This is a genomic window from Terribacillus saccharophilus (assembly GCF_046592895.1).
Taxonomy (GTDB): Bacteria; Bacillota; Bacilli; order Bacillales; family Amphibacillaceae; genus Terribacillus; species Terribacillus saccharophilus_D.
Window position 1 is genome coordinate 299,919 of sequence record NZ_JAWVPU010000003.1, and the last position, 20,818, is coordinate 320,736.

The 20,818-nt window shown below is 35.7% G+C and carries 17 protein-coding genes; 2 read left to right on the forward strand and 15 right to left on the reverse strand.

The window, feature by feature from the left end:
* Positions 1 to 25: 25 nt before the first annotated feature.
* Positions 26 to 631: a hypothetical protein gene (locus SFC66_RS12430; RefSeq protein WP_411219047.1), complete on the forward strand. Its 606-nt coding sequence runs from the start codon at positions 26 to 28 to the stop codon at positions 629 to 631.
* Positions 632 to 841: 210 nt separating this feature from the next.
* Here the strand turns inward: SFC66_RS12430 and SFC66_RS12435 are convergent, their stop codons facing one another.
* From SFC66_RS12435 to SFC66_RS12500, 14 genes are all read right to left on the reverse strand, one after another.
* A complete protein-coding gene (locus tag SFC66_RS12435) occupies positions 842 to 3,400 on the reverse strand; it encodes a phosphatase PAP2 family protein (RefSeq protein ID WP_411219048.1) in 2,559 nt (852 codons plus the stop codon).
* A gap of 206 nt (positions 3,401 to 3,606) precedes the next feature.
* Positions 3,607 to 4,323 (reverse strand): hypothetical protein, encoded by a 717-nt coding sequence (locus tag SFC66_RS12440; protein ID WP_411219049.1) that lies wholly within the window; start codon positions 4,321 to 4,323, stop codon positions 3,607 to 3,609.
* 147 nt (positions 4,324 to 4,470) lie between these two features.
* Positions 4,471 to 5,730 (reverse strand): hypothetical protein, encoded by a 1,260-nt coding sequence (locus SFC66_RS12445; RefSeq protein WP_411219050.1) that lies wholly within the window; start codon positions 5,728 to 5,730, stop codon positions 4,471 to 4,473.
* A 38-nt stretch (positions 5,731 to 5,768) separates the two neighbouring features.
* The gene (locus SFC66_RS12450; RefSeq protein WP_411219051.1) at positions 5,769 to 6,383 is read right to left on the reverse strand and encodes a tetratricopeptide repeat protein; all 615 of its coding nucleotides are present in this window, start codon (positions 6,381 to 6,383) and stop codon (positions 5,769 to 5,771) included.
* A 35-nt stretch (positions 6,384 to 6,418) separates the two neighbouring features.
* Positions 6,419 to 7,354: a lysozyme inhibitor LprI family protein gene (locus SFC66_RS12455; RefSeq protein WP_411219052.1), complete on the reverse strand. Its 936-nt coding sequence runs from the start codon at positions 7,352 to 7,354 to the stop codon at positions 6,419 to 6,421.
* A gap of 33 nt (positions 7,355 to 7,387) precedes the next feature.
* Complete coding sequence (locus SFC66_RS12460) at positions 7,388 to 7,771, reverse strand: hypothetical protein (protein ID WP_411219053.1); 384 nt, start codon at positions 7,769 to 7,771, stop codon at positions 7,388 to 7,390.
* A gap of 99 nt (positions 7,772 to 7,870) precedes the next feature.
* The gene (locus SFC66_RS12465) at positions 7,871 to 8,416 is read right to left on the reverse strand and encodes a hypothetical protein (protein ID WP_411219054.1); all 546 of its coding nucleotides are present in this window, start codon (positions 8,414 to 8,416) and stop codon (positions 7,871 to 7,873) included.
* A 152-nt stretch (positions 8,417 to 8,568) separates the two neighbouring features.
* On the reverse strand, positions 8,569 to 9,156 hold the full coding sequence (locus SFC66_RS12470) for a hypothetical protein (RefSeq protein ID WP_411219055.1): 588 nt from the start codon (positions 9,154 to 9,156) through the stop codon (positions 8,569 to 8,571).
* Between the two features lie 207 nt (positions 9,157 to 9,363).
* The gene (locus SFC66_RS12475; RefSeq protein ID WP_411219056.1) at positions 9,364 to 9,747 is read right to left on the reverse strand and encodes a hypothetical protein; all 384 of its coding nucleotides are present in this window, start codon (positions 9,745 to 9,747) and stop codon (positions 9,364 to 9,366) included.
* Positions 9,748 to 9,887: 140 nt separating this feature from the next.
* Positions 9,888 to 11,708, reverse strand: a complete 1,821-nt coding sequence (locus SFC66_RS12480) for a DUF7017 domain-containing protein (protein ID WP_411219057.1) — start codon at positions 11,706 to 11,708, stop codon at positions 9,888 to 9,890.
* Positions 11,709 to 11,723: 15 nt separating this feature from the next.
* Positions 11,724 to 14,576 (reverse strand): nuclease-related domain-containing protein, encoded by a 2,853-nt coding sequence (locus tag SFC66_RS12485; protein WP_411219058.1) that lies wholly within the window; start codon positions 14,574 to 14,576, stop codon positions 11,724 to 11,726.
* A gap of 655 nt (positions 14,577 to 15,231) precedes the next feature.
* Positions 15,232 to 16,020: a hypothetical protein gene (locus tag SFC66_RS12490; protein ID WP_411219059.1), complete on the reverse strand. Its 789-nt coding sequence runs from the start codon at positions 16,018 to 16,020 to the stop codon at positions 15,232 to 15,234.
* Positions 16,010 to 16,861 (reverse strand): hypothetical protein, encoded by an 852-nt coding sequence (locus SFC66_RS12495; RefSeq protein ID WP_411219060.1) that lies wholly within the window; start codon positions 16,859 to 16,861, stop codon positions 16,010 to 16,012. The genes SFC66_RS12490 and SFC66_RS12495 overlap by 11 nt, the downstream gene beginning before the upstream one ends.
* Position 16,862: 1 nt before the next feature.
* Complete coding sequence (locus tag SFC66_RS12500) at positions 16,863 to 18,773, reverse strand: hypothetical protein (protein ID WP_411219061.1); 1,911 nt, start codon at positions 18,771 to 18,773, stop codon at positions 16,863 to 16,865.
* A 358-nt stretch (positions 18,774 to 19,131) separates the two neighbouring features.
* Here SFC66_RS12500 and SFC66_RS12505 point away from each other — a divergent pair, with 358 nt between their 5' ends.
* Entirely contained in the window at positions 19,132 to 19,758 is a 627-nt protein-coding gene (locus SFC66_RS12505; RefSeq protein ID WP_411219062.1) for a hypothetical protein, read from the forward strand.
* Between the two features lie 339 nt (positions 19,759 to 20,097).
* Here the strand turns inward: SFC66_RS12505 and SFC66_RS12510 are convergent, their stop codons facing one another.
* A complete protein-coding gene (locus SFC66_RS12510; RefSeq protein ID WP_411219063.1) occupies positions 20,098 to 20,427 on the reverse strand; it encodes a hypothetical protein in 330 nt (109 codons plus the stop codon).
* Positions 20,428 to 20,818: the final 391 nt, after the last annotated feature.

Genomic DNA, 20,818 nt, shown 5'->3' on the forward strand with positions numbered 1-20,818 from the left:
ATAAACAGATAAAGGGAGAGATTTAATGGGCAGGAACAAACGACGGCATTTGCAAAGCTCAGCTCAATTGAAACAGGAAGCTGCTAATCGCAAAAGGGCAAGGATTATATATGGCTTCATCATGGTAATGGTTGCTTTTGTTACTTTAGTTTTTAGTTTGATGGTTTTAAGAACATTTTTTGCTTCGAGTCTTTATCATGAATTCATCTATTATTGGATTGGAACTGCCTTGTTGTACTTGGCCGCCTTAACCCTTATTGCCTTTTTTATTTACACTAGCCTTGTTATTACAATAAAAAACCCCCAGAAAGTTGGCAAAAGTAAGCTGTTTTATTTTGGTTTAACAGGGATAATTTGTTTTACCATAGGTATCTTTATTGTTCCGGAATTAAGTTCATTAACAATTAATAGTGTGAGAGATATGAAGGATTACTCAAATGGCGTAATGCACGTAGATGACCTTAAAGTTCTGGATGTATACACTGGCGGCCTCTCAGATATTGCACTAATCACAACGGATGAACGAGAGCTCACACTGCTATTCAACAATTATCAGATAGAAGAAGGCAAACAATACCGGTTCACATACATGGAACGGAGCGGCACTATCTTAAGTTATGAAGAGCAGTGATTATATTCATTACTTACATTCTCGACTAACAAATCAAATAATAATTACATAGTTTTTGATATTTGCCTTGGTAGTGCTCTTGAAGCTTCTGCCGTCATAAAAGATAGGAAAAAGGCTTATCAAAAGTCTAATTGACTGATGACAAGCCTTTTTGTACACAAATCTCAGGGTTTATTAATCTGTTAATTTTACATTTATCTACTTAAACAATTAAGCTTTTCTTCTTTTAAAGAAGAAAAACGCCCCACTTACAAGAAGTATAAACCCTGCTAACAAGTACTGATAGATATTAGTAGCGGTGTTTGGTAACTTTTGTCCACCTTCTGTTCCAGGTTGCGACTGATTTCCGTCTTCTGTTACAAGCTGTGGCTGATCTTCTTTGTCTTCTGTTTCAGGCTGCGGCTCGTTCTCTCCGTCTCCTGTTTCAGGCTGCGGCTCGTTCTCTCCGTCTTCTGTTTCAGGCTGCGGTTCGCTCTCTCCGTCTCCTGTTTCAGGCTGCGGCTCGCTCTCTCCGTCTCCTGTTTCAGGCTGTTGCTCGTTTTCTCCGTCTCCTCCTGTTTCAGGCTGCGGCTGGTTTCCGCCTGGTTCAGAAGTATCGCTTGCTTCGATATGTGCCATGACATTGTTCTCGTTATAAGTGATTGTTACATCATAACCATCTGCAGTTACGTTATCAAATTCACCATTCACCTTGTCAGCAGAGATCAACGTAATGTCTTCGGCCTTGTTCAATTCGTATTCAGACAAATCTAGATTCAGATCCCCACCATCAAGGTATAACTGTCCATCTGCATGTAGTTGCGTGTCATTATTATCCATTGCAAGATCCAGGCTTCCAGCTTCCATTGTGACGTTACCTTTTACATGCAGAGGTTCTTCGCCAGTAACTGAAACTGTACCATCTTCTACATAAAGATCCCCATCACCAAAAGCAGTCGCAGAGGTCGCTTCTAACGTTCCTCCCTCTAGCAATGTACCTCCTGCATAACTATTACTTCCTGTCAGCGTAAGTGTACCTGTTCCTTGCTTGGTCAGCATACCACTGCCAGTAATATCATTTCTCCACCAGTCATGGGCATTGAATCTTCCTTTGGAAGCATCCATATTGACTGTTACATTGTCTAAGAATGCGCCGTACCCATCAGAAGCTGTTACCAAATCCAGTCTGCCCCAACCATTAGATTCATCTAATACAGGGTAGCCTGATTCAATTTCTGTGGTATACAACACTTCTCGGCGTTGTTCATCCGACAAATATGGCTGACGAGTTTCCAATAAAACTTCAGCCCCTTTAGGTACGACAGGGTCCAAACCTTTCTCGCCAGTTTGAGGCAATCCGTATGTCAGCTTTTCACGGTAAAATGCTTTGTTTGCCTCATGGTCTTCCCATTTTTGTTCATCGTACGCACTTTCAAACGTATAATCCTCTGTTACCGTATGGGCATATTCGTACAAGCTCATTCCATTTGCAGCAGCTTGTTCACCGAATACCTCCCCAGCATTTTTATAAGCTTTATCCAATACATCTTGATTTTCATTAAGGTTGTATGCGTAAGCAGTCATTGCAGTTGATTGGATTCTTCCGCCGATAACATCAAGCGGTGAGTGCATGCCCGCCACTACTCTATTTTCTCCCAATTGAGCTGCTCTTGTTAAAAACTCCGCATATCTTTCAGGTGTTGCGTATGCATAACCGAATGATGATAAATAAGCTGCACTGGTATGCCCGCTTGGAAAAGCACCATCCTTACCTCTTCCGTCTTCCGCTTTTCTTTTTACATATTCCAATGCAGGAATCACTTTCACATTTGATTCATATTGCTGGTAATGTCTTTCTCCCGTTGCCTTTTTGCCGCCAGAAGGTAGCGCTTCTTCTGCAGCTTCACCACTGCCGATCGTGGTCCACACAGGTAACCCATTCTCATCCACCACTTCTTTCACTTCTCCATTGGAATTCATTCTCCAAGGTCTGGGAGATGAGAAAAAGTACTTAGAAGGATTGGAGGAAGAAGGATTTCTAAATCTAACCAGATGTACTAAATCCATCGCATCTGTTAGTTTCGAACCTTCCCATTGTCCCATACCTTGCGACTGGTCCTCGGCAGTTTCTTCCTCCAACAATACATTCATGTCCGCTTTTGATCTGATAACACTTGTAGTCGGATTAACAATATCTGCATATGTATTGGCCAAAGGTCCATAACCATCCATTACACTGTATATCTTATCTCTTTGGTCATCATAGTAGGCTGCTAAAGCTTCTTCGTCTGTTCGGTTATTCGTAACGTCTTCCACATACCTGATATTAGCTTCCCAAGTAGCAGGATCTCTGATTTCTGCATTAGCGTATGTTTGCTTGTCTGCTACTACCTTTGTCGGATCATTTTTATACCCATCAAAATAAACGGTAGGCCCGTCGCCATATTTAGCAACCTCACCGTTTACACCCGGTACAGTCAACGCTGTCCCGTCTCTCCAATCCGGTTGATTCATCGACCAAACCTGATCAAAACCATCTAAAATACCAATAAAAGGATTTGTCCCAGCTGTATTCTTTAGTATTGAATCATCTGCATTCCCGCCATTATCCACTGCTGGGAAAGGCTGCACAACCTCAGGTGGATTTGTATTTAACTCTCCAGAAGTTCCTTGTGGTTTTGAAGGCTTTGTAAATTCCTGCTGACTAGCTGCCAAAACAGGAAGCTCAGTAGAATTCACAGTCAGTACAGCAAGTAGTAGTAGTACGGTTAGTTTTTTGATGGAAGTCATATTCTTTATCTCCTCTTCTGCTGTGTAAAATATTCACAAGTTCAACTTTATGAGAAGCATGTTAAATGAATGTAGGGAGATTGTTGAATTTTGGTGTTTTTTTTGTAAAGTTGTCTAACGGGGAAGGTTTAGAAGTGAAATAATACATTAAAAAGGAGCATAGATTCTAAAAGTGATCTATACCCCAAATGAGACACTATTTCTGATTATAAGTTTCGTGCTCTCTTCGCAGCTTCATTAGCTTCACGCTGCTTGGAGGCTGCTCTATTCACCCTGTTAGTAAGATGATGCGTTCTGGCATTATATGCAGCTTGAATTTTTGCATGTTTCAATGCATAATCAGCCTCTTTTTGCTTTTGTCTTGCTTGCCATTCTGCTTCATTTTTTAATGCTCGATTATCATCCGAATGGTTCGAACCTCCGCCGGAGTAAGAACCACCTCCGCCTGAAGAAGAACTGCCTCCGCTGTAGTAAGAACTGCCTCCGCCGTAGTAAGAACCGCCTCCGCCTGAAGAAGAACTGCCTCCGCCACCAGAAAACAAATTTACGACCATAAATATTAAATAAGCTATACCAAGTGCTAGAAGTTTTACCCCTTTTCCCAGCAATTTGATCAATTTTAGAGTAAGTACCATAACCTTACGAGTAGTTACACCCGGGAAAAATCTATCCCTGAAACTAACTAGTACTATTACAAGTAATATACTCAGTAATGCAGCGGGAATCACAAGTAGGAAACCTTCAGGACCGACTGTGTAATTGTATGTAAATATGGTTTGATTATTAGCATTTAACAATTTAGTTAACTCTTTATCTGCAATATCCTTAAAAATCACACTGAAAACAATAGTGAATCCTATGAAATGCAGTATCTTATCTTTAATTGTTTTTTTCCACGTTCCTGACTTATATTTACGATTCATTTGTTACCTCCTCCAAACTTGATCCAAAATATTGGCTGTAAAGATATAAATGCCTCCCACCCATCACCTTACTTTAAGTTTATGTCTGGTCTTTTATCCTCTCTCAACCCTACCAGCTTATTTTCCATCTATATTTTTTGCGAAAAATTATTCAGTCTTATTTCTAACCCAGACAAACCCATCCGCTTTCGTGATAACTGCACTGTCAACTGGACCACCGACCGATTCTACATCCGTTGATAACCTATTTTTAAAAGACGTTAGATGAATTAAGGTCTCCGCCATTTCGGCTAATTCCTCTTTTGGCAAATTCTCCACAATCGTCATCATTGGATCAATGAATTGTTCTTGTTTAAAATTAATCATGGTTTTAACATGGTCATCATACAAATGAAGGATTTCTGCTTTGATTTCCTCTTTAACCGATTCCTTGTCTACCTTCCCAGCTAATTGTGTATCTATGATTTTATTAAAAGAATGCTGTAGTAATTGAGCATTTTTATTCAAGTTATTTTTTAATAGATTTTCCATTCCAGGGTGGATTCCTTCAAAGAAACTGTTCACCATATCTCGTTGTGCGAGTGGTATGATGGAAGCCTTTCTAGCATGATTTATTGATTTTGATTGGGGTGTATTCCAAAACTTCACTTTTTGATTGATGCAGCCATCAACCAAAAATAAGAAAAAGGAAGGATAAATTTCTTTTTCTCCGAATCCTGTAAAAACAATGCCGGAAAACTTGCTGGAGAACTCCTTTAACAGGACGTTAATAACAATTAACTTGATGTGACCGACCCACTCAGCAGTAAAATTATATGGTTCAAAATGTTTCTCAATCATTCTTTCAATATCTGGTCCATATTTTTCGGCCAGCATGTTGAAATCATCTTCGTTTATCGCACCTATATGGCTCTTTTTTATATAATCACTTACGCTGTTTTGCAGGAATTCCCCAACTTGATACATATACATATCTTGTATCTCTTGTTGGAGATGTAATTCCCCATACTCGCTGAACAAGTTGTTTTTTATATCCACCAAAGCCTTATGTAAGTTAATAACTTCGGATTCCAATCCATTTGTAAGGAAGTTCTTTTCACTGCTTTTGGACATGAGATCTGGATAATCATTTTCATGCAGGAAGTCGAAGAAGCTCTTCGTATACGCCTCTAATGTGTCAAAACAGTTATCGCCTATATGTTTACGGTAGACTTCAATAATTGATTCCCAAGGTACATCCAAAAATGATGCGTTTCCATAAATCATAATGCCAACAGCATGTGCATCTGACAGTTTGAATAGTTTACGAGCTGAATGGTATACTTTTTGCACACCACTGATTGTCACCGCACTATCAGCTGCCAGTGCAACAGCTCCTGTATTAAGGATGGCTATTTCTGATGTCATATTCATCCCACTTTCTATATATTTTGAAAAGTCACCTTTTAAAAGTACATATCAACCACGTTTGGACTGTCTATCCGATCCCATTTGAGATTAGTCATCAGAAACTTTTGCCCAGCTGGCAGGTAGATCTCCTTTTCTATTGTCATGTGATCATCGGAAGTGTAACCGTATTGGTTTAATACGTCACCATAAGAGCCGTCGCCTAAAATACTGGCTCTGTATATTTCAGTAATTGGCATAAGGTCAGATCTATTTTCAAAGTATTCTGGCGAAAGATCAATCATTGCATGCGCAACATGCCTTGGTGTATTATCATCCATAAAAATAGCAAAAGCTGATTTTCGTGGTAATTGCTTCAATTGTTCCTCTGAGAATTCTCCATATGCCATACGTAAAAAGTCTGGTGATTGTTCAGGATTGTCGATGACCTTTTCAATAGGTGCTAGCATGAGATGCACTGCCGCCAGATAACTTTTCACAGCCAAATCTTGCTCTTTCAATAAATGAGCGGTCTTCCCGACAGTTATAAATACATTACTATTGGTGGGATCCAAGTCAACTGCTTGCAAATAACAATTTAACGCTCCAATCAAATTTCCAGCCCTTTTTAATTTCACGCCTTCTGCGATAAATTGTTCCACTTCATTTTTCATTAGTTTCTCCCCTTGATTTTCTTTTTTGGTTTCCATCAATCCAGATAATTCTCAATCAAATAATACGTTCTATCTTTTGTTTCAAATGCGAGATAGTCCCATCCTTCTGCTCTTGCTGAAGCTGCTTCATCTGGCATTTCACTAAAAGTTTGCTCTTTCTTTTCAATCCACTGATTTTGATCTGCCTTTAATGATTCAAATTCGTTATCTGGCATCGTATCTTTTAATTCATTCCAAACTTCATTTAACAACGAATCCCATTCCCCATTGTATTGACCATAGAAACCAGGCTGCATATCTTGCGCATGAGGATGTACATCTTTCAACTCTTTCATGATCTTATCATCCAGACCATTTGCTTCGCTTAGATACTTCTCTTTCAAACCACTATTGCCGGCAGCCTGTATTGGTTCCTTTTCCTCTTTTTCTCCTTTGGCTACCTGTTTTGCTATCTCTTCTTCTGCTTTTGCTACTTGTTTTGCTTCTTCTTCCTCTTCTGCTTTTGCTACTTGTCTTGCTTCCTCATCTGCTTTCTCTCTTTCTATTCTTTCTTCTTCTCTCACCGCTTCTTCCTTCTCTTTTTCTTCTAATTCTTCTGTTATACTGTCTACTCTGACTAACTTACTATTATCTGTTTCACCGTTTGGGGTGGAAATGACTTTTATTAAGTCTTTATTTTCAAGATAACCTTCCATTAAAAACTCGTTCTTGCCACTTTCCGGATTGACAAATTCTATGATGAATTTATCATCTTCTGTTTCGGTAAGTATGTATTCAGCAGATATTGGATTTTCGTTTGATTCTTTTCTGGTTACGATTCTTTCTTCACCGATTTCCATGTATGAATTGGTCTCTTCATCATCCATCACTACTTTCCAGCTGCCTTCTACGTTACTTTCAATAGAACCACAAGCTGCTAGTAATACACTTAACATAAGAACACCTATAATTGATTTTGGTAAATTTTTCATTACATCTCTCCTTAATTGTTCATTCTTTTTTATTCAAATCTCAAGCGGTTCGTCCTCATCAACAGTTACGTATGTATTATCTCTTTTTATTGAGCCATCACTTCTACTTGAATCTTCCAATTCTATGCCACTAATATCTAATTCTTCTTCCTTAAATTCCAGATCGTCTTCATCTAGATTTTCTTCCATATCCTCTGACATGCTGTCTTCCATCTTCAACTGCTCCAAATGTCTATTTTCCCAATATGCTTCTTCTGCTTTGACTTGCTTAAAATAAAAGTCATCCTCTAGTTCCGATAAGGTTTTTTCTTCATTGATGGGAATGAGCCAATAATCATCATTTGAATCTTGAATACGTTCCTCCTCTTCTTTTCTTAATTCTTCTTCTGTCATTCCGTAATCTTTCTTTTTACTCATATTAAAGTCCTCTCCTATTCCTTCTATAGTGTAAAGATAAGCTTAGCCTATTGGCAAAGCTGCCTCCCCTTGCGCTTTTTACGGGCCACAGCTGCCTATTTATTTTTCCATTTCATGAAATGGATCTCTATCCATAATTCCTTTTTTAAATAATCTTTGATACTGCTCTATAATTAACCTTTCTACGAGACTACTGTTTGTTTCATTTCCTTCTTGTAACATTAATTCCAAATACCAATTTGCTTTTTCTGAGATATACAGCTTTTTTTGTATCTTTCTGTTATCACTCGACTCTTCTACAGCCAATTCCGGAAAGTACTTGGATAGCCTTTTCTTTTCTGACTTGTAAGCTGTAGAGATTTCACTTGCAAATTGCAAAGCTTTCTCATAAGAAACAGGTGTTATTTTTTCTTCTATCACTTCTTGATCCTCATTCTCCGGATTAATATCGTCATTATTCACTGCAACATGAGCAACAAATTCATTTTTTATATAAAAGAAAAATTTATTACTTTTCGTTTTATATAATTGCTGTAATTGTTTTACGTGTGCACCTATCTCATGAGAGGGTCCGTCATACGTTCTTTCACAAAGCATCTTTGCCTTTTCTGTATTATAAACAGCACCTTGAATGACTTTTTTCATTTTCACACCCACAAACTATTGATTTAGTAATAAGCATCAAATTTCATCCAATATATCCCATTGTTCATGGTAGTCTCAGCTTAGCAGTTCTGCACCTATCAACTGTATATATCATATAATCCTTCTTTCAATGTTAGTATTTTTAATTTATATTATTTTTCTATACTCTTTAAAAGTCCCTTTTTCTTAAGAGTAGGAACAGCGATCAGGAATAAGAATGGACTTATCACAAGAATACCAAAATGTGTAAACACCCTAATTACAAGATCTTTTATGAAGAATTTGAAAAATAGATATAGAAGGTATGTAATCTGCATATCACTTATTCTTTCCCTTTTTGGTTTATAGCCAGCACTTACAGTATATGTTGCTCCACTTGAACTGCGAAGGTGGTAATCGTTAGGCACCTCTTTACCGATGTTTGCATAATTGGAGAATCCATTTTTCACAACTCCCCAAGTAGTGCCAAAAATTTTTCTATAAAACCAAGAAGATTGGATAAAGAAATTAGCATGTGGATAACAGATTATTGCAATAATCATTAAGAAATATGCTTTAAAAGTCGTCAAAATAAATATTACATAATCAACTGCTTCTTTATCACTGTATAACATAAACCTTCTGCCGCCATCCCACAATTGGAGAATGATAGAAGCATATGCGATGAGAAGAAAAGGAGTAAAATAATACTTTTTGTTTAAATTTTTAAGTGCGTTTAAGTAATGTTTAAGAATTTGCATAAAAGTCCCCTTTTTTTAGTTTATTAGACAAATCTAATATTAAATAGGTCCCATTATAGTCAATCAGCCAATTCGTTGTAAGGATTCCTTGTCATAATTCCCAATAAAGTTATTGATATTTTTCAACAAACCTTTCAATAATACTACTATTCGTAGCCTCGTTATCTTTATCTGTTAACATCATCTTTAGATACCAGCTGGCTTTTTCTATGCATTTTTTTCGGATTTTTTTTCATCCTTGCTGTCAGTCGTAAGATCCGGAAAATATTTGTCTATTATCTCATTTGAATTTGTATCCGAATAAAATTCACTAGCAAATTGAAACGCTGCTTCATAAGTAGCCAGAAGTATCTTTTTTTCTTCTAACTCCGCCTCTTCAAACTTAGGATCTATGTCATCATTATTGGCATCCACATAACCGATATAATTATCTTTTATATAAAAGAAGTACTTACCACTCTTTGTCTTGTACAACTGTTTTACCTTTTTTACAATTGCTCCTTTTGTATGATCAGGATCTTCCGTAAATTGCTCACATATCTTTTTTGCAGTGTCAGTGTTGTATACTGCCCCATTGATTACTTTTTTCATGGTATACCTCCTGTGTTTGACTTGGTACTAAATACAACTTCACTATACATCATTACTTAGTACTAAGTCAATTAATTTACAAAAAATTAAAATGTGTACAAAAACTTCCTCTGTTTTTTTACAGAGGAGGTTTCATAACATTATTCTTCATCATTATCTTCTGCTTGTTCTTCTCTCTCGATAGAAGTTATCTTTTCCACAGTCCAGCCCCATTTATTTTTCTTCCTGTTGAATCTTCTCCTTTTGATGTATTCGATGTTGTCATAATCCTCAATTTTGTTTTCTTCCACCAACTTAGGAGAAATAAAAACATCATTGACAAATGCAAATGAGTTCCCGATTTGTTTGTTCACGTAGCCGCTTCCAATTTGGATGAAATTAGATGCAAAAGTTTCATCTCCTGGTTCAATTTTATAAATCCTATATAAATTCGTTCTTTTAGCATTTTTAATCATTCTAACTTTCAACGATTCATCGATTTTCCAATTGCGGATTTCTTTCAAGCTATCGATGAAAAAATATCCATCTTTAATCGTTGAAAGATACTTATTTTCCATGTATGCAAAATGAATTACACCTTTTTCTTCGTTAATGTATGTAACAAAAATATCGGTGAACGGCAGCGTTCGAAATAGAATTTCCTCAGCTTGGTCGGCATACACTTCTAGAGCAACTCTACTTTCAGCTGATTGTGCTTTAACATACCAACTTTCGTTTTTCCATTCTTCCAGTCCTCGAGATATTTTCCCCCATTTTTTCATCCGGGTAGAAATTAATAAATCTAATTCGAATTTTGCATTAGAAAACATTCCCTTCTTCACAAGAAGCGGGATGATTCTTTCCTGCAATCCAACAATCATTTCTGGTTTTGCCTTACATACCAAGCCCGCACATAAGCAATTGAATGTCTCATCTTCATTCACAATGTCACTGATTAAATCCCAAATCCAAAATTCTTTGCTTTTGGTTCTTGCAAACAAAGTAACCGCGTTAAGCGCTTCTTCTTTTCTATTTACTTTTATCAATAACTTTGCATTATAATACGGGAGCCATTCAAAAGAAGGATTATCTTTTATTTGAGTATTCAGTACTTCGATAAATGAATTTATCCTTTGTTCTGATGCCATCGATACATCCATTGATAATAGTTTCTTTGCATGGTAGTTCAGTACAACTTCTGCCAGTGGCCTAACAACTACTTGCTCGCCATTAGCATTAGTGAAATCCGTGTTTTGGAAATCAATTTTATCAAACCAATTGAATCCAATGGCGTCCATAAACATAAGGTAATTTTTATCGCTTAATTTGTTTCTGATTTCCTTGATAAGTAAGCGTGATATAGAAGCCTCATTATCTTTATTAAACCTTCTATTCTCAATGAACTTTGACTCATTACCAATAAGCCTTAACAACTGAGGAAACACTTTATTAGCAAACTGCTCTCCCCGCAGCACAACACGACGTATAGACCACAAGATGGTGGTTACTAATTTTTTCTTAAAATCGATAGTGTAATCAAAAGGTATAGCCGCATTGTCATTAAGAATCTTTAAATTTTCAACATAATTGTCCATGCTTCCTTCAGACATCTTCAAAAAATCATACATTATCCATCCAAAAGTAATGACCGCTTCCTCATCATCCCTATGTTCCTGAAGATAAGGGAGGATTGTATCAAAGGCCTCTTGTTGTTTGCCGTTTTTCTTCTGTTTCTTTGCTTCATCAACGGGATCCAGGTCCAGTTTACCGCCGTTTTGCTTGATTTTCTCAGACAGTTTTCTTAATTCACCTATTATCTCCGTTATTTCAGCGTCTTCTTTCAAATATTCTATTTCCAATTCCTCCACAAAAGCATCATGATCAATACGGTTATTGACGAAGTCTTGCAGCAATTTATATTTCACAAAGTATGTGGTAGAAATCCAAACTAGATCTTTCTTATAGTTTTTTTGTGTGTACATTCTTTTCCCCCTCTTTTAGTCAAGAACATATACTTCTTTTATTAATTCAACACTTTGCGAGAAAAGTTCCTTGCATCCCTTGATGTAACTGAATTTTGAGATCATACCATCGCCGTTATACCATAGTTGGACTTCTGTGTTATTTGTTTGGGTAGAAAGATTTAATATCAAATTCCATTCATGGTAGTCCAAAACTTTCATATGAATAGCATGATTTTCTAAGATAGCACCAAGTTCTTGTACATAGGACTTCATTTCACCTACTTCACTTGAGACATCTTCCTTGGTCTGATTCAATAAAGAAACGATCAAGTTAAAATCCTTCTCATTCCCTGACTTTAATCTTGGTATCTTCATTTCTCCTCTTCCGTTATAGTCGAAGAACAATTCCATTTTCTGATCATTCATTTCCAACGTGACAATCTCTAAATAACTTCTTGCAGCAATATCCATGATGGACACGACACCTGATAACTTGGTTTCCAAGTAGTTGTGAAGCTGTACGGTCGGCGTTTGCTCTCCATTGGAAAGAGTTAAAATGATATTCTTTTTATTTGAAGATCTTACGGATGATGATTCGCTAAATTCCGTTCTCAAGAAAGGTGAAATTGGTTTCCAATTTATCAGCTGTACATTGTTTACTCCACTAGAGATTCCAGTATAGATCCATTTAAAATATTCCTTATTCGTTCTGCCTCGGTTTTCATCTTGATTGGTATTAAAAAACACCTTTTCAAACGAATATGCCATTGCTTTATTCACTGTCATCGCCCAGCCAAACTTCACTTTTGCCGCATGTAACAGCTTAAAATATTCACTTGTTGGCACTGTTAAATTTTTCAGCACTCTTTCTCTGTATGTTTTTTCAAAACGCGTCAACTTCCGTTTGTCTTTGGAATCCCGATAAAGTTCTTCCCCATTTTTCTGCACAATCGTGTATGCTTCCCCATGTTGTAACATTTGTTTATATTCCGGACTTCCTTTAAAAGGTTCTTTCTTGAACATTTCATTTTCATAACTCGATAAGACAATTTGATAAGCTAGAATTTCATTTTTATCCAACTCATTCTTGGTCGATTTCAAATAGTTGTCGAATATCAGCGTTTCTATGATTGTTTCGTCCTGAAGCTTTATTTGACAAGGAATAAATCGCAATATGACTTTCTCGCCGTTTATTTCGACAACTTTCTCGATTATATTATTCCTATCAACGTGCACAACCTCGCCAAATTGACCATTATCTACCCTTTTGGATTCAGCAGTGGAGAAAGCTTGCTCCGTATTAACGAATGGGGAAATATTACTTTCTACAGTTGTTGGGGCATAAGCTTGAATTGTCGCATTAAAGACGACATAATCCTTTGCGCCTATTTCTTCGCCATTTCGGATTAATTGTTTCTTGATCCAAGTATTCACTTGATTAGCCTGCTTATTGGAAAAGACGAGAATTTTACTGCTGTTTGGATTCAGATAAGCTTCTTTCAATGCATTTGTTTGGTCTTGCTTTTCGCAGACTGTGATCTCTTCGCCAGAATATATAGATAACGCATTATAACGTTCCGCTCGTATATTCCTAGCAATCTTATTGCATACTTGAAGGATTTCCGATTCTCCTTCATTTTCCGGCAACTCTGCACTACTTATATCTGAAACGATATTTTTACTAGTAAGAAGTGCTTTCAAGTAGTCTGGATTAAGTGCATTTTCGATTTTCGACCCATAATTCAGTTTGTTTTTATCTCCAATGAAAATAATTTTCCTTTCGGGAAAGGACTCCAAATCGATATAATTCAGCACATCATCCAATAAGTACCCGGAACCAAATTGCAGCATTTCCGAATCAAAACCAGAATTCGTAATCAGTTGACTATCATCGATTATATACAAAGCTGTATCTTGATCATGGATTTCATCATGCCCTTTTACAGGTATGTTCTTTTTGTAAAATTCATCTATTGTTTCCCCATTGAAATCAAATACCGATTTAAACAGGGATTCCACTTCTTCTATTTCTGGATTGCTCCTGAGCATCTTCTTTCTTAATCGATTAGAGTAAGCAAATACCGGAACATCGGTAAATCCTAAATCAAAAGCCATTTCTCGAATGTCAGGAATCAACGCAGTTTTACCACTTCTCGTATTACCTGTTAAGGTCATGATTTTATTGTCAGACGCTAGAAAATCCCTGATTTGCTGTAAACTATCGATATCTTTCGTTCGCTCTGGCATACGCGGACTATGTAATTCTGGTTCAAATTGAACATCGAATTGATATTCATCCGTAACAAACAATGTTTCTGTAAAAGTTTGTCTACTCTTTTCCGACAAATAATCTATGTTCTTATCTTCGATAACATCCATAATATCAACAATTTTGTTCAGATAATTGCTTGAATCAACGATTGAAAAACTAACTTGATAATTTCTAGGTATCTCACCTATAATCTCTACTTTATCGTGAAAACAGACGACAGTTGATATAGACTTTCGTTCCAGATCATTTAAACGATATTTAAGTTCACTAATCAGCTTCCCACGCTGCTTACCTAGTTGACTAAAAGGATTAGGAGCACTTCCTCCTTTAACCGTTATATCACCATTTAACATCCATCTGCCATATCCAAATTCTTCTTCTGTAGGAAGCTCCAGCGTTCCACGATAATCTTTGAAATCAATGATAATAATTTGATTTTTAGTAACCAACAAACAATCAATCTGCAAATCTTCTTTCGTAATACATTCGGGCATACCAAGCAATATACCATCCCAATGTCTTTGTTCAAAAACTTGCGACAACTCAACCGATACTTTTCTAAAGAATTCGTTTTCATACGATTTGGATGATTTACCTTTACGGACTTCTAACATGTCCTCCTGCCCCCCTACAGCTTTATTCTTACATATTATAGCATTCAACGAATCATTTTTCCTATTTATTCGGAAAATACAGTTGGACTTAAGACCTATTGAATCAATATTTTTTGTAATCTACCAGCATCTCTGTAAAGCCTATTACATTTTTACTGCACCAAAAAAAGCGTCAAACCTTTTGGTCTGGCGCTTTTGATTATGGACTTACAGGATACCGCCAATAGTGTATATTGCAATCAAATAAAATACCTTTATCTCTAATATTTAAAAGACTGGATTCACAAAACAGAATTTCAGTAACTATAACTTTCATGAAGATATTCTCTTGAAATATATAAATATTATTCGACAGAACAAAATCTAAATTGGATTTACAAGCTGAATTTAGAGGCAATTGTAAAGGATTTCTGATATATCAGAGCTGGCCTCCCACAAGATAATGATGATTCTACAAACAGCTCGAAAATGAAGATAACAATCACTAAGTAAAATAAAGACACCTGTGCTAAACACAGGTGTCTCTGGTCTTCGCTTTACTCCCACATAAAAGATATTTAGATAAGTAAAGTTCTGAGTCATGGAACGGATACAACATATAAGTCGAGTATACACTCATTTTAATAGATTTTTCCTCGTAAACTAGAAGTACTGCTTATTTAATTCCAACTTCAAGTTCTGGAATTGTATGATCTTTTATAGCTGATACGTCATAATACATACTTAATGCGGAAATAACTTCATCTTTTAACTTCTCAATATCTAATAAAGGGGACAAAACAACTGGATATTTTTTATTCAGTTCAAAAATGACTCGTCTGCCATACCTTTCATCCTTACCTAAATCTGGTCGATCTTTAATATTAGCCTTCATAATACTTGAAATCTGCAATTCATCGATGATCGTTAATATTTTCAACAGAAATTCACCATTTCGGAAGATAGCATACTTAATAATATAATTAAATATATCCAAGTTATCTAATACCAATTTATAATAATGTTTTTTCTCTTCGTCACTTGTGCCTATATCTTCTATATATTCAGCAGCTAGAACACACTTATAGATATAATTCTCCCAATCAAACTTCTTAATGACGATATTTTCAAACTGTCTCCTACCAGTAGTTACGACTGGATAGTTATCAAGGATAAATTCACGCTTCTTCGTCACTAACAAAGAGTGCCAAAACCGTTCATCAAGATGAAGCTCTCGATCCGTGTTAATGTAATGAGCAGCAATTATCTCAAATGCTTTTTGGAAAGCTTGTTTCTTCTCTTCTTCATTGCCTCGTCCCATATAAATCGGAAAATCCGGAGCGTCAGGGATAGTTACGATTTCATTAGAAAAGTAATCCTCGTTACTGTTAATCTTATCATCTAAGAAATCTTGATAAAATTGATCGTTACCTTTATAGCCCACTTTTAACAGATTAATTTCCATTGTTTATAAGCTCCTTGATTGCTCCTGTATATTTTTCAATGATTTTATTGGATATTTTAGAAATGACCTCATCGATATTATCAACAGAAAGTTCATCCACCATTTTTTTAGTCATTAATTGATATAACTTAAAATCCAATAAATTCTCAGGTTGTTGTATTTGAGTTAAATCAACATCTTCACCATTATCGCTATGCTCGCTTATAAACCGCTGCAAAGCAGTACGCAAACCAGCATAAATATATGGATTATTCAGCGCTTGGCTAGACCTGACTCCATTAAATTGGAATTCATCTTTTCTATAACAGATTATGATGGTTTCAGAACCCAGCTCAATTTTAATATCAGAAGAAAGATTTTCATCTAATCTTTTTTCAAATAACGTCAGCGGATTCTGGATATTTCCCTCAAACACAACAATGTTAGAGAATCCTAACAGGGCATTTTCCGGCACATTGATGTCGTATTTAAAAGCATCATAAAAAGAAGATAAGCTATTGTTGTCGCCAAAGTGAATCTCTTTTGATGACTGAATATGGAGTTGTATGGATGTTCGCCTATTTAAAGAAACTCTATTCTTTGGCACTTCAATAGCATTTTGATTTGGCTTCAGTTTAAAAAACTTATTGTCCTTCGACTGGATAATGAGAATAAGTTCCGCTTCTCCTGACTCAATCAAGTGTTTTATGAATGGTGAACTAATGTCATAGTTTATGAGAAAACGATAATCATTCGTATTTTCCTCAAGGGATACATCTAATATGAAAGAGCTATCCTCATAGCTTGTAGATGTATTCGTTAGAATTGGATAAGGAAAATTTGCATCTTTTTTATAGATCATGTTACACCTCTACGTAGTAAATAAATTTAAGAGCACGATTATAATTTGGTTTTAAATCGAGTTTTAATCTGACAATGCCATCCTTAATGGATACGTTCTGAATGGACTCGTTTTCAATCACACAGCTTGAACCAGTGTTATTATCTGTGACAGAGACATAATTCTCTTTTAATTTAAACTCATCTTTGTATTCTTCTCCCATTCCATCGATTATGTTAAAGGAGAGTTTACAAGATTTTGTCTTGGATAATTCGCTTATATCTTTAAAATTGAATTGAATATATTCATTGTTGTTCAGAATTAAACGGTCCACCAAATTAGGACTTATACTAAATACTTCTGTGCCTAATTCCTGCATTTCATCTGCGTTGCCCGCTGTTTTATTTCGAGTACGCTTCACACCTGAATTCTTGGGTTTGACGCTGCCTTTCTTATCGCCATTTTTCTTTTTCTCAGCATTTAAACCTGGATCCACTGTTTTTACTACTTTATTGCCTTTATTTATGTTTACCGCACCGTATGCATTGGACAGATCTTGCTTGAATTCTGATTCAATCACATATATAAGATCCTTTGTATCCATTACACCATCAGTAGGATTGTTTCTCTTCATTTCCTCATCGATAATCGACGCGATCTTTTTAGAAAGATTATTGATGAATCGAGTAGCTTGCTTTTTAAGGACAGGATCTTTTATGTCTTCTGCGGAAATCTTTGTATGTGATTCGTTTTCAAGCGATTTCAAATAACCATCTTCATCGAGACCACCAATTAATACCGCATTAAAAGGCTTTGTCGCATTGGCTTTAACCGTGAAATCCTCAATTTTCATTCCAATCGTCCGAACAATAGCTACACGGCCTTTTGGAATGGCTTCGTCATAATGAAAATAAAGCTTAAATTGAAAATCCTGTGCCCCATTGGAAACTTTAATTGTCTGTGGTTCTCTGTTTACATACGTTTTTGCATATAGTGGTGTAAAAACTTTCTTCATTTCTGTAACTTCTTGCTCGTAATACTGGCTGCTGTTTAAATAGGTTGCAATCGTTTCCTGATTCAGCACGTGTTCGTTTACGTGCACTTCTAACCTTCCATCTAAAACAGAGATAAAAAAGCTATCGCAGACAGTCTTGATAATTTCTTCTTCCTTACCGAATTCCGAACGCAAATAAGGAATAATAATTTTCAACCCTCTCGTTTCCTTTTCAAAAACGGAATGGAAGTTATTTTCATAAGGATAAAACTTTGATGTATTATTTTCTTCTTTTATATCAGCAAAATATCCAGTAGAGCGATAACATTGATCTTTAAACATATGCTCAATCAATTGAACTGTGCCACCTAAATGCTGATTTCCTTCTGCATCACAGTTGGCAAAATACATTAGGTGAAGATCAGATGCCGCATTGGATGCAATCTTCCCTACACCATGCGATCCCCCACGCGATGTCTCGACCGACTTATCACTTTCTTCAAAATGAACCCCTTTGTTATAAGCATAAATACCCCAAGTATCTTTCTTGGAATGACTTTGTCCATTTTTTGCTCCGGTGAGACCCTTCGTATTTATATCCTCAAAGGAGATATAGCGCACGTCTTCCTGATTCACTTCCTTGAGCATATGGCTAATTGTTTCCTTGGTGTAACTATTTCTTCCTTCCAAACTCTTCACCCTATCAATGACACTATCAATTCCAGGTATATCTTTTTTATTAATTAATCCAGTATTTATTTTCACAATAACCGGTTCAGTGCTTTCAGGTAATCGCCCATCCAAAGAGTTTTGGATGTTTTCTTTGGTCAAACCTTTGATGCCCAAACCATAAAAACGCTCTAATATTTTATTGAAGTTAGATTCTTCGATATTTGGTATTTGTGAAAACTTCCATTTGCTCGCATTAACAGGCTGCATATATAAACACCTCTAGTATGTATTGTTAGATAATGAATTTATTAGATGTTCGCTCTTCGCTCAATATACCCCACGATTATCCAATTAACAGTATCATTCAAAAAATTACAAAGTTCTTACATATATTATAAAGAGAATAGTAAAATAGATCTACACTTGGGGAAGATAATTTTAGTACTTCTAATTTAGCTCATTTAGAATTCACACAAGATGTATTCACTTTATATGAACAGTCCAATTCTTCACAAAAATTGTAAAATATAAAGAAAAAAGTTACTATTAAATATCATATTTAGTAAAATAGAATTTAACCTAGTTTCGCGCTATTCTGAATAAATAACTAAAGGAGATAGTTTCTATGAAACAAAGGATAGTCGTTTTCACATGTATATTCTTAATTTCTCTATTAACGATAGGTTGTAATTCTACTGACAAAAAAGAAACAAATGCAGATGCCAAGGAAACATCGACTATTGTGGAAGATGCCATTAATCAGGGAAAATTAGCTTTAGCAGATGGAGATGTAAGTAAAGCAACTAGTAACTTTAAACTAGCTGCTGCAGAAGATCTAAATAATAAAGAAGCAGCCAATTGGCTTAAGTTGGTTGGACATTACAATGAATTCATTACATTGGTAGATGATAGAGATATAAAAAAAGCAACAAAGACACTGGAATATATTAAATCCGATGTGAATTATTCAATTATCGAAGAAATAACTAAAGAATATGAGGAGACTCTAGAGGAAGATATTGCTGCTGTTGAAGAAATTGATAATAAGATAGCTGAACTTGAAAAACTGTATGATCCTTCTGATAAGAATTCCATGCCAGATGAAACATATTTGGTAAGAGCAGAGGAAATATTAGAAGATCCATATATTACAGAGGAGCAAAAAAAGACCGTTAACACTTTTAAGGACAATGCCACTGACAGAGTTGATAGCATCCACGCGAGGAAAAAGAAATACAAGCTGCTAGCTTAGAAGATGATCCTTATGAATGGGCTCCTGGAGTAAAGCAACAGTTTGAAAGTGAAATAATCGAAAATGGTTATGCAGATTCCATAGACACAATAAGGTATGAGAAGCTTCAAGTCTACAATAATCAGGGTTTTTATGAAGTCTATGCCGAAATGGATGGAATAGAGTATAGAATTGTCAACGTTAATGTTAAAACGGGAGACTACCATGGTTGATTTAGAATATATTCTACGTATTTCCATTAGGAAAACTACGCTTTCTAAATATAGAAACGAAAAAAGCGAACACTGTCGATCGCTTTTTTTATCTAAAGACATATTGATTGATTGTCTTAATTCTTTTCTAAAACTTAGTAATTAATATACATTCTAGGTGCATTATCTCCCCTCGGATCTTGTACTGTCCATTCCCCATCACGGTACTGAATGTAATATGAAAAGTACCGGCTCTCTTCATCAGTATAAGATTTGCCCACGTCGATTCGTATTTTACATCACCAGTGACGTGATAATAATTCTCTCCATATTCTGTTTCTTCGGCTTTAACATCCTTAAAAGAAATTGATTTAACATATTCTTTTCCATATTCATCTTCAAGCCAATATGTAACTTGCTTCTCCACTTCTTTAACTGCAGATTTACTACTTCCGGATACGAATGGTACTCCAGACACATATATCATCACTACTACAGCTGTAATAACAACTGATATTAAGAGACTCAATACAGGGTTATTTCTAATTGATTTAATTATCTTATTCTCTTTGTTTTTAGCAGTACTTGCAGGTTTACTACCTTCATTTCAGAATGATTTACGCCTTTTTCCCAGTATATACAAAAATGTGCATCTCGAATCACTTTTTCTCCACAGGTAGTACAATAGTTCATTGTTAAAACCCTTTCTCTTAAGTTAGATATTCATTTCCTAAATACTGTAAATATCGTTTATTTTATTTTAACATCATCTAGATATAATGAACTAGTATTATTGAATATTTTTGCAGGTAATATTAATAATATATACTATATTCCTATAACAACAAAAAAGCTCCCTTAAATAGATA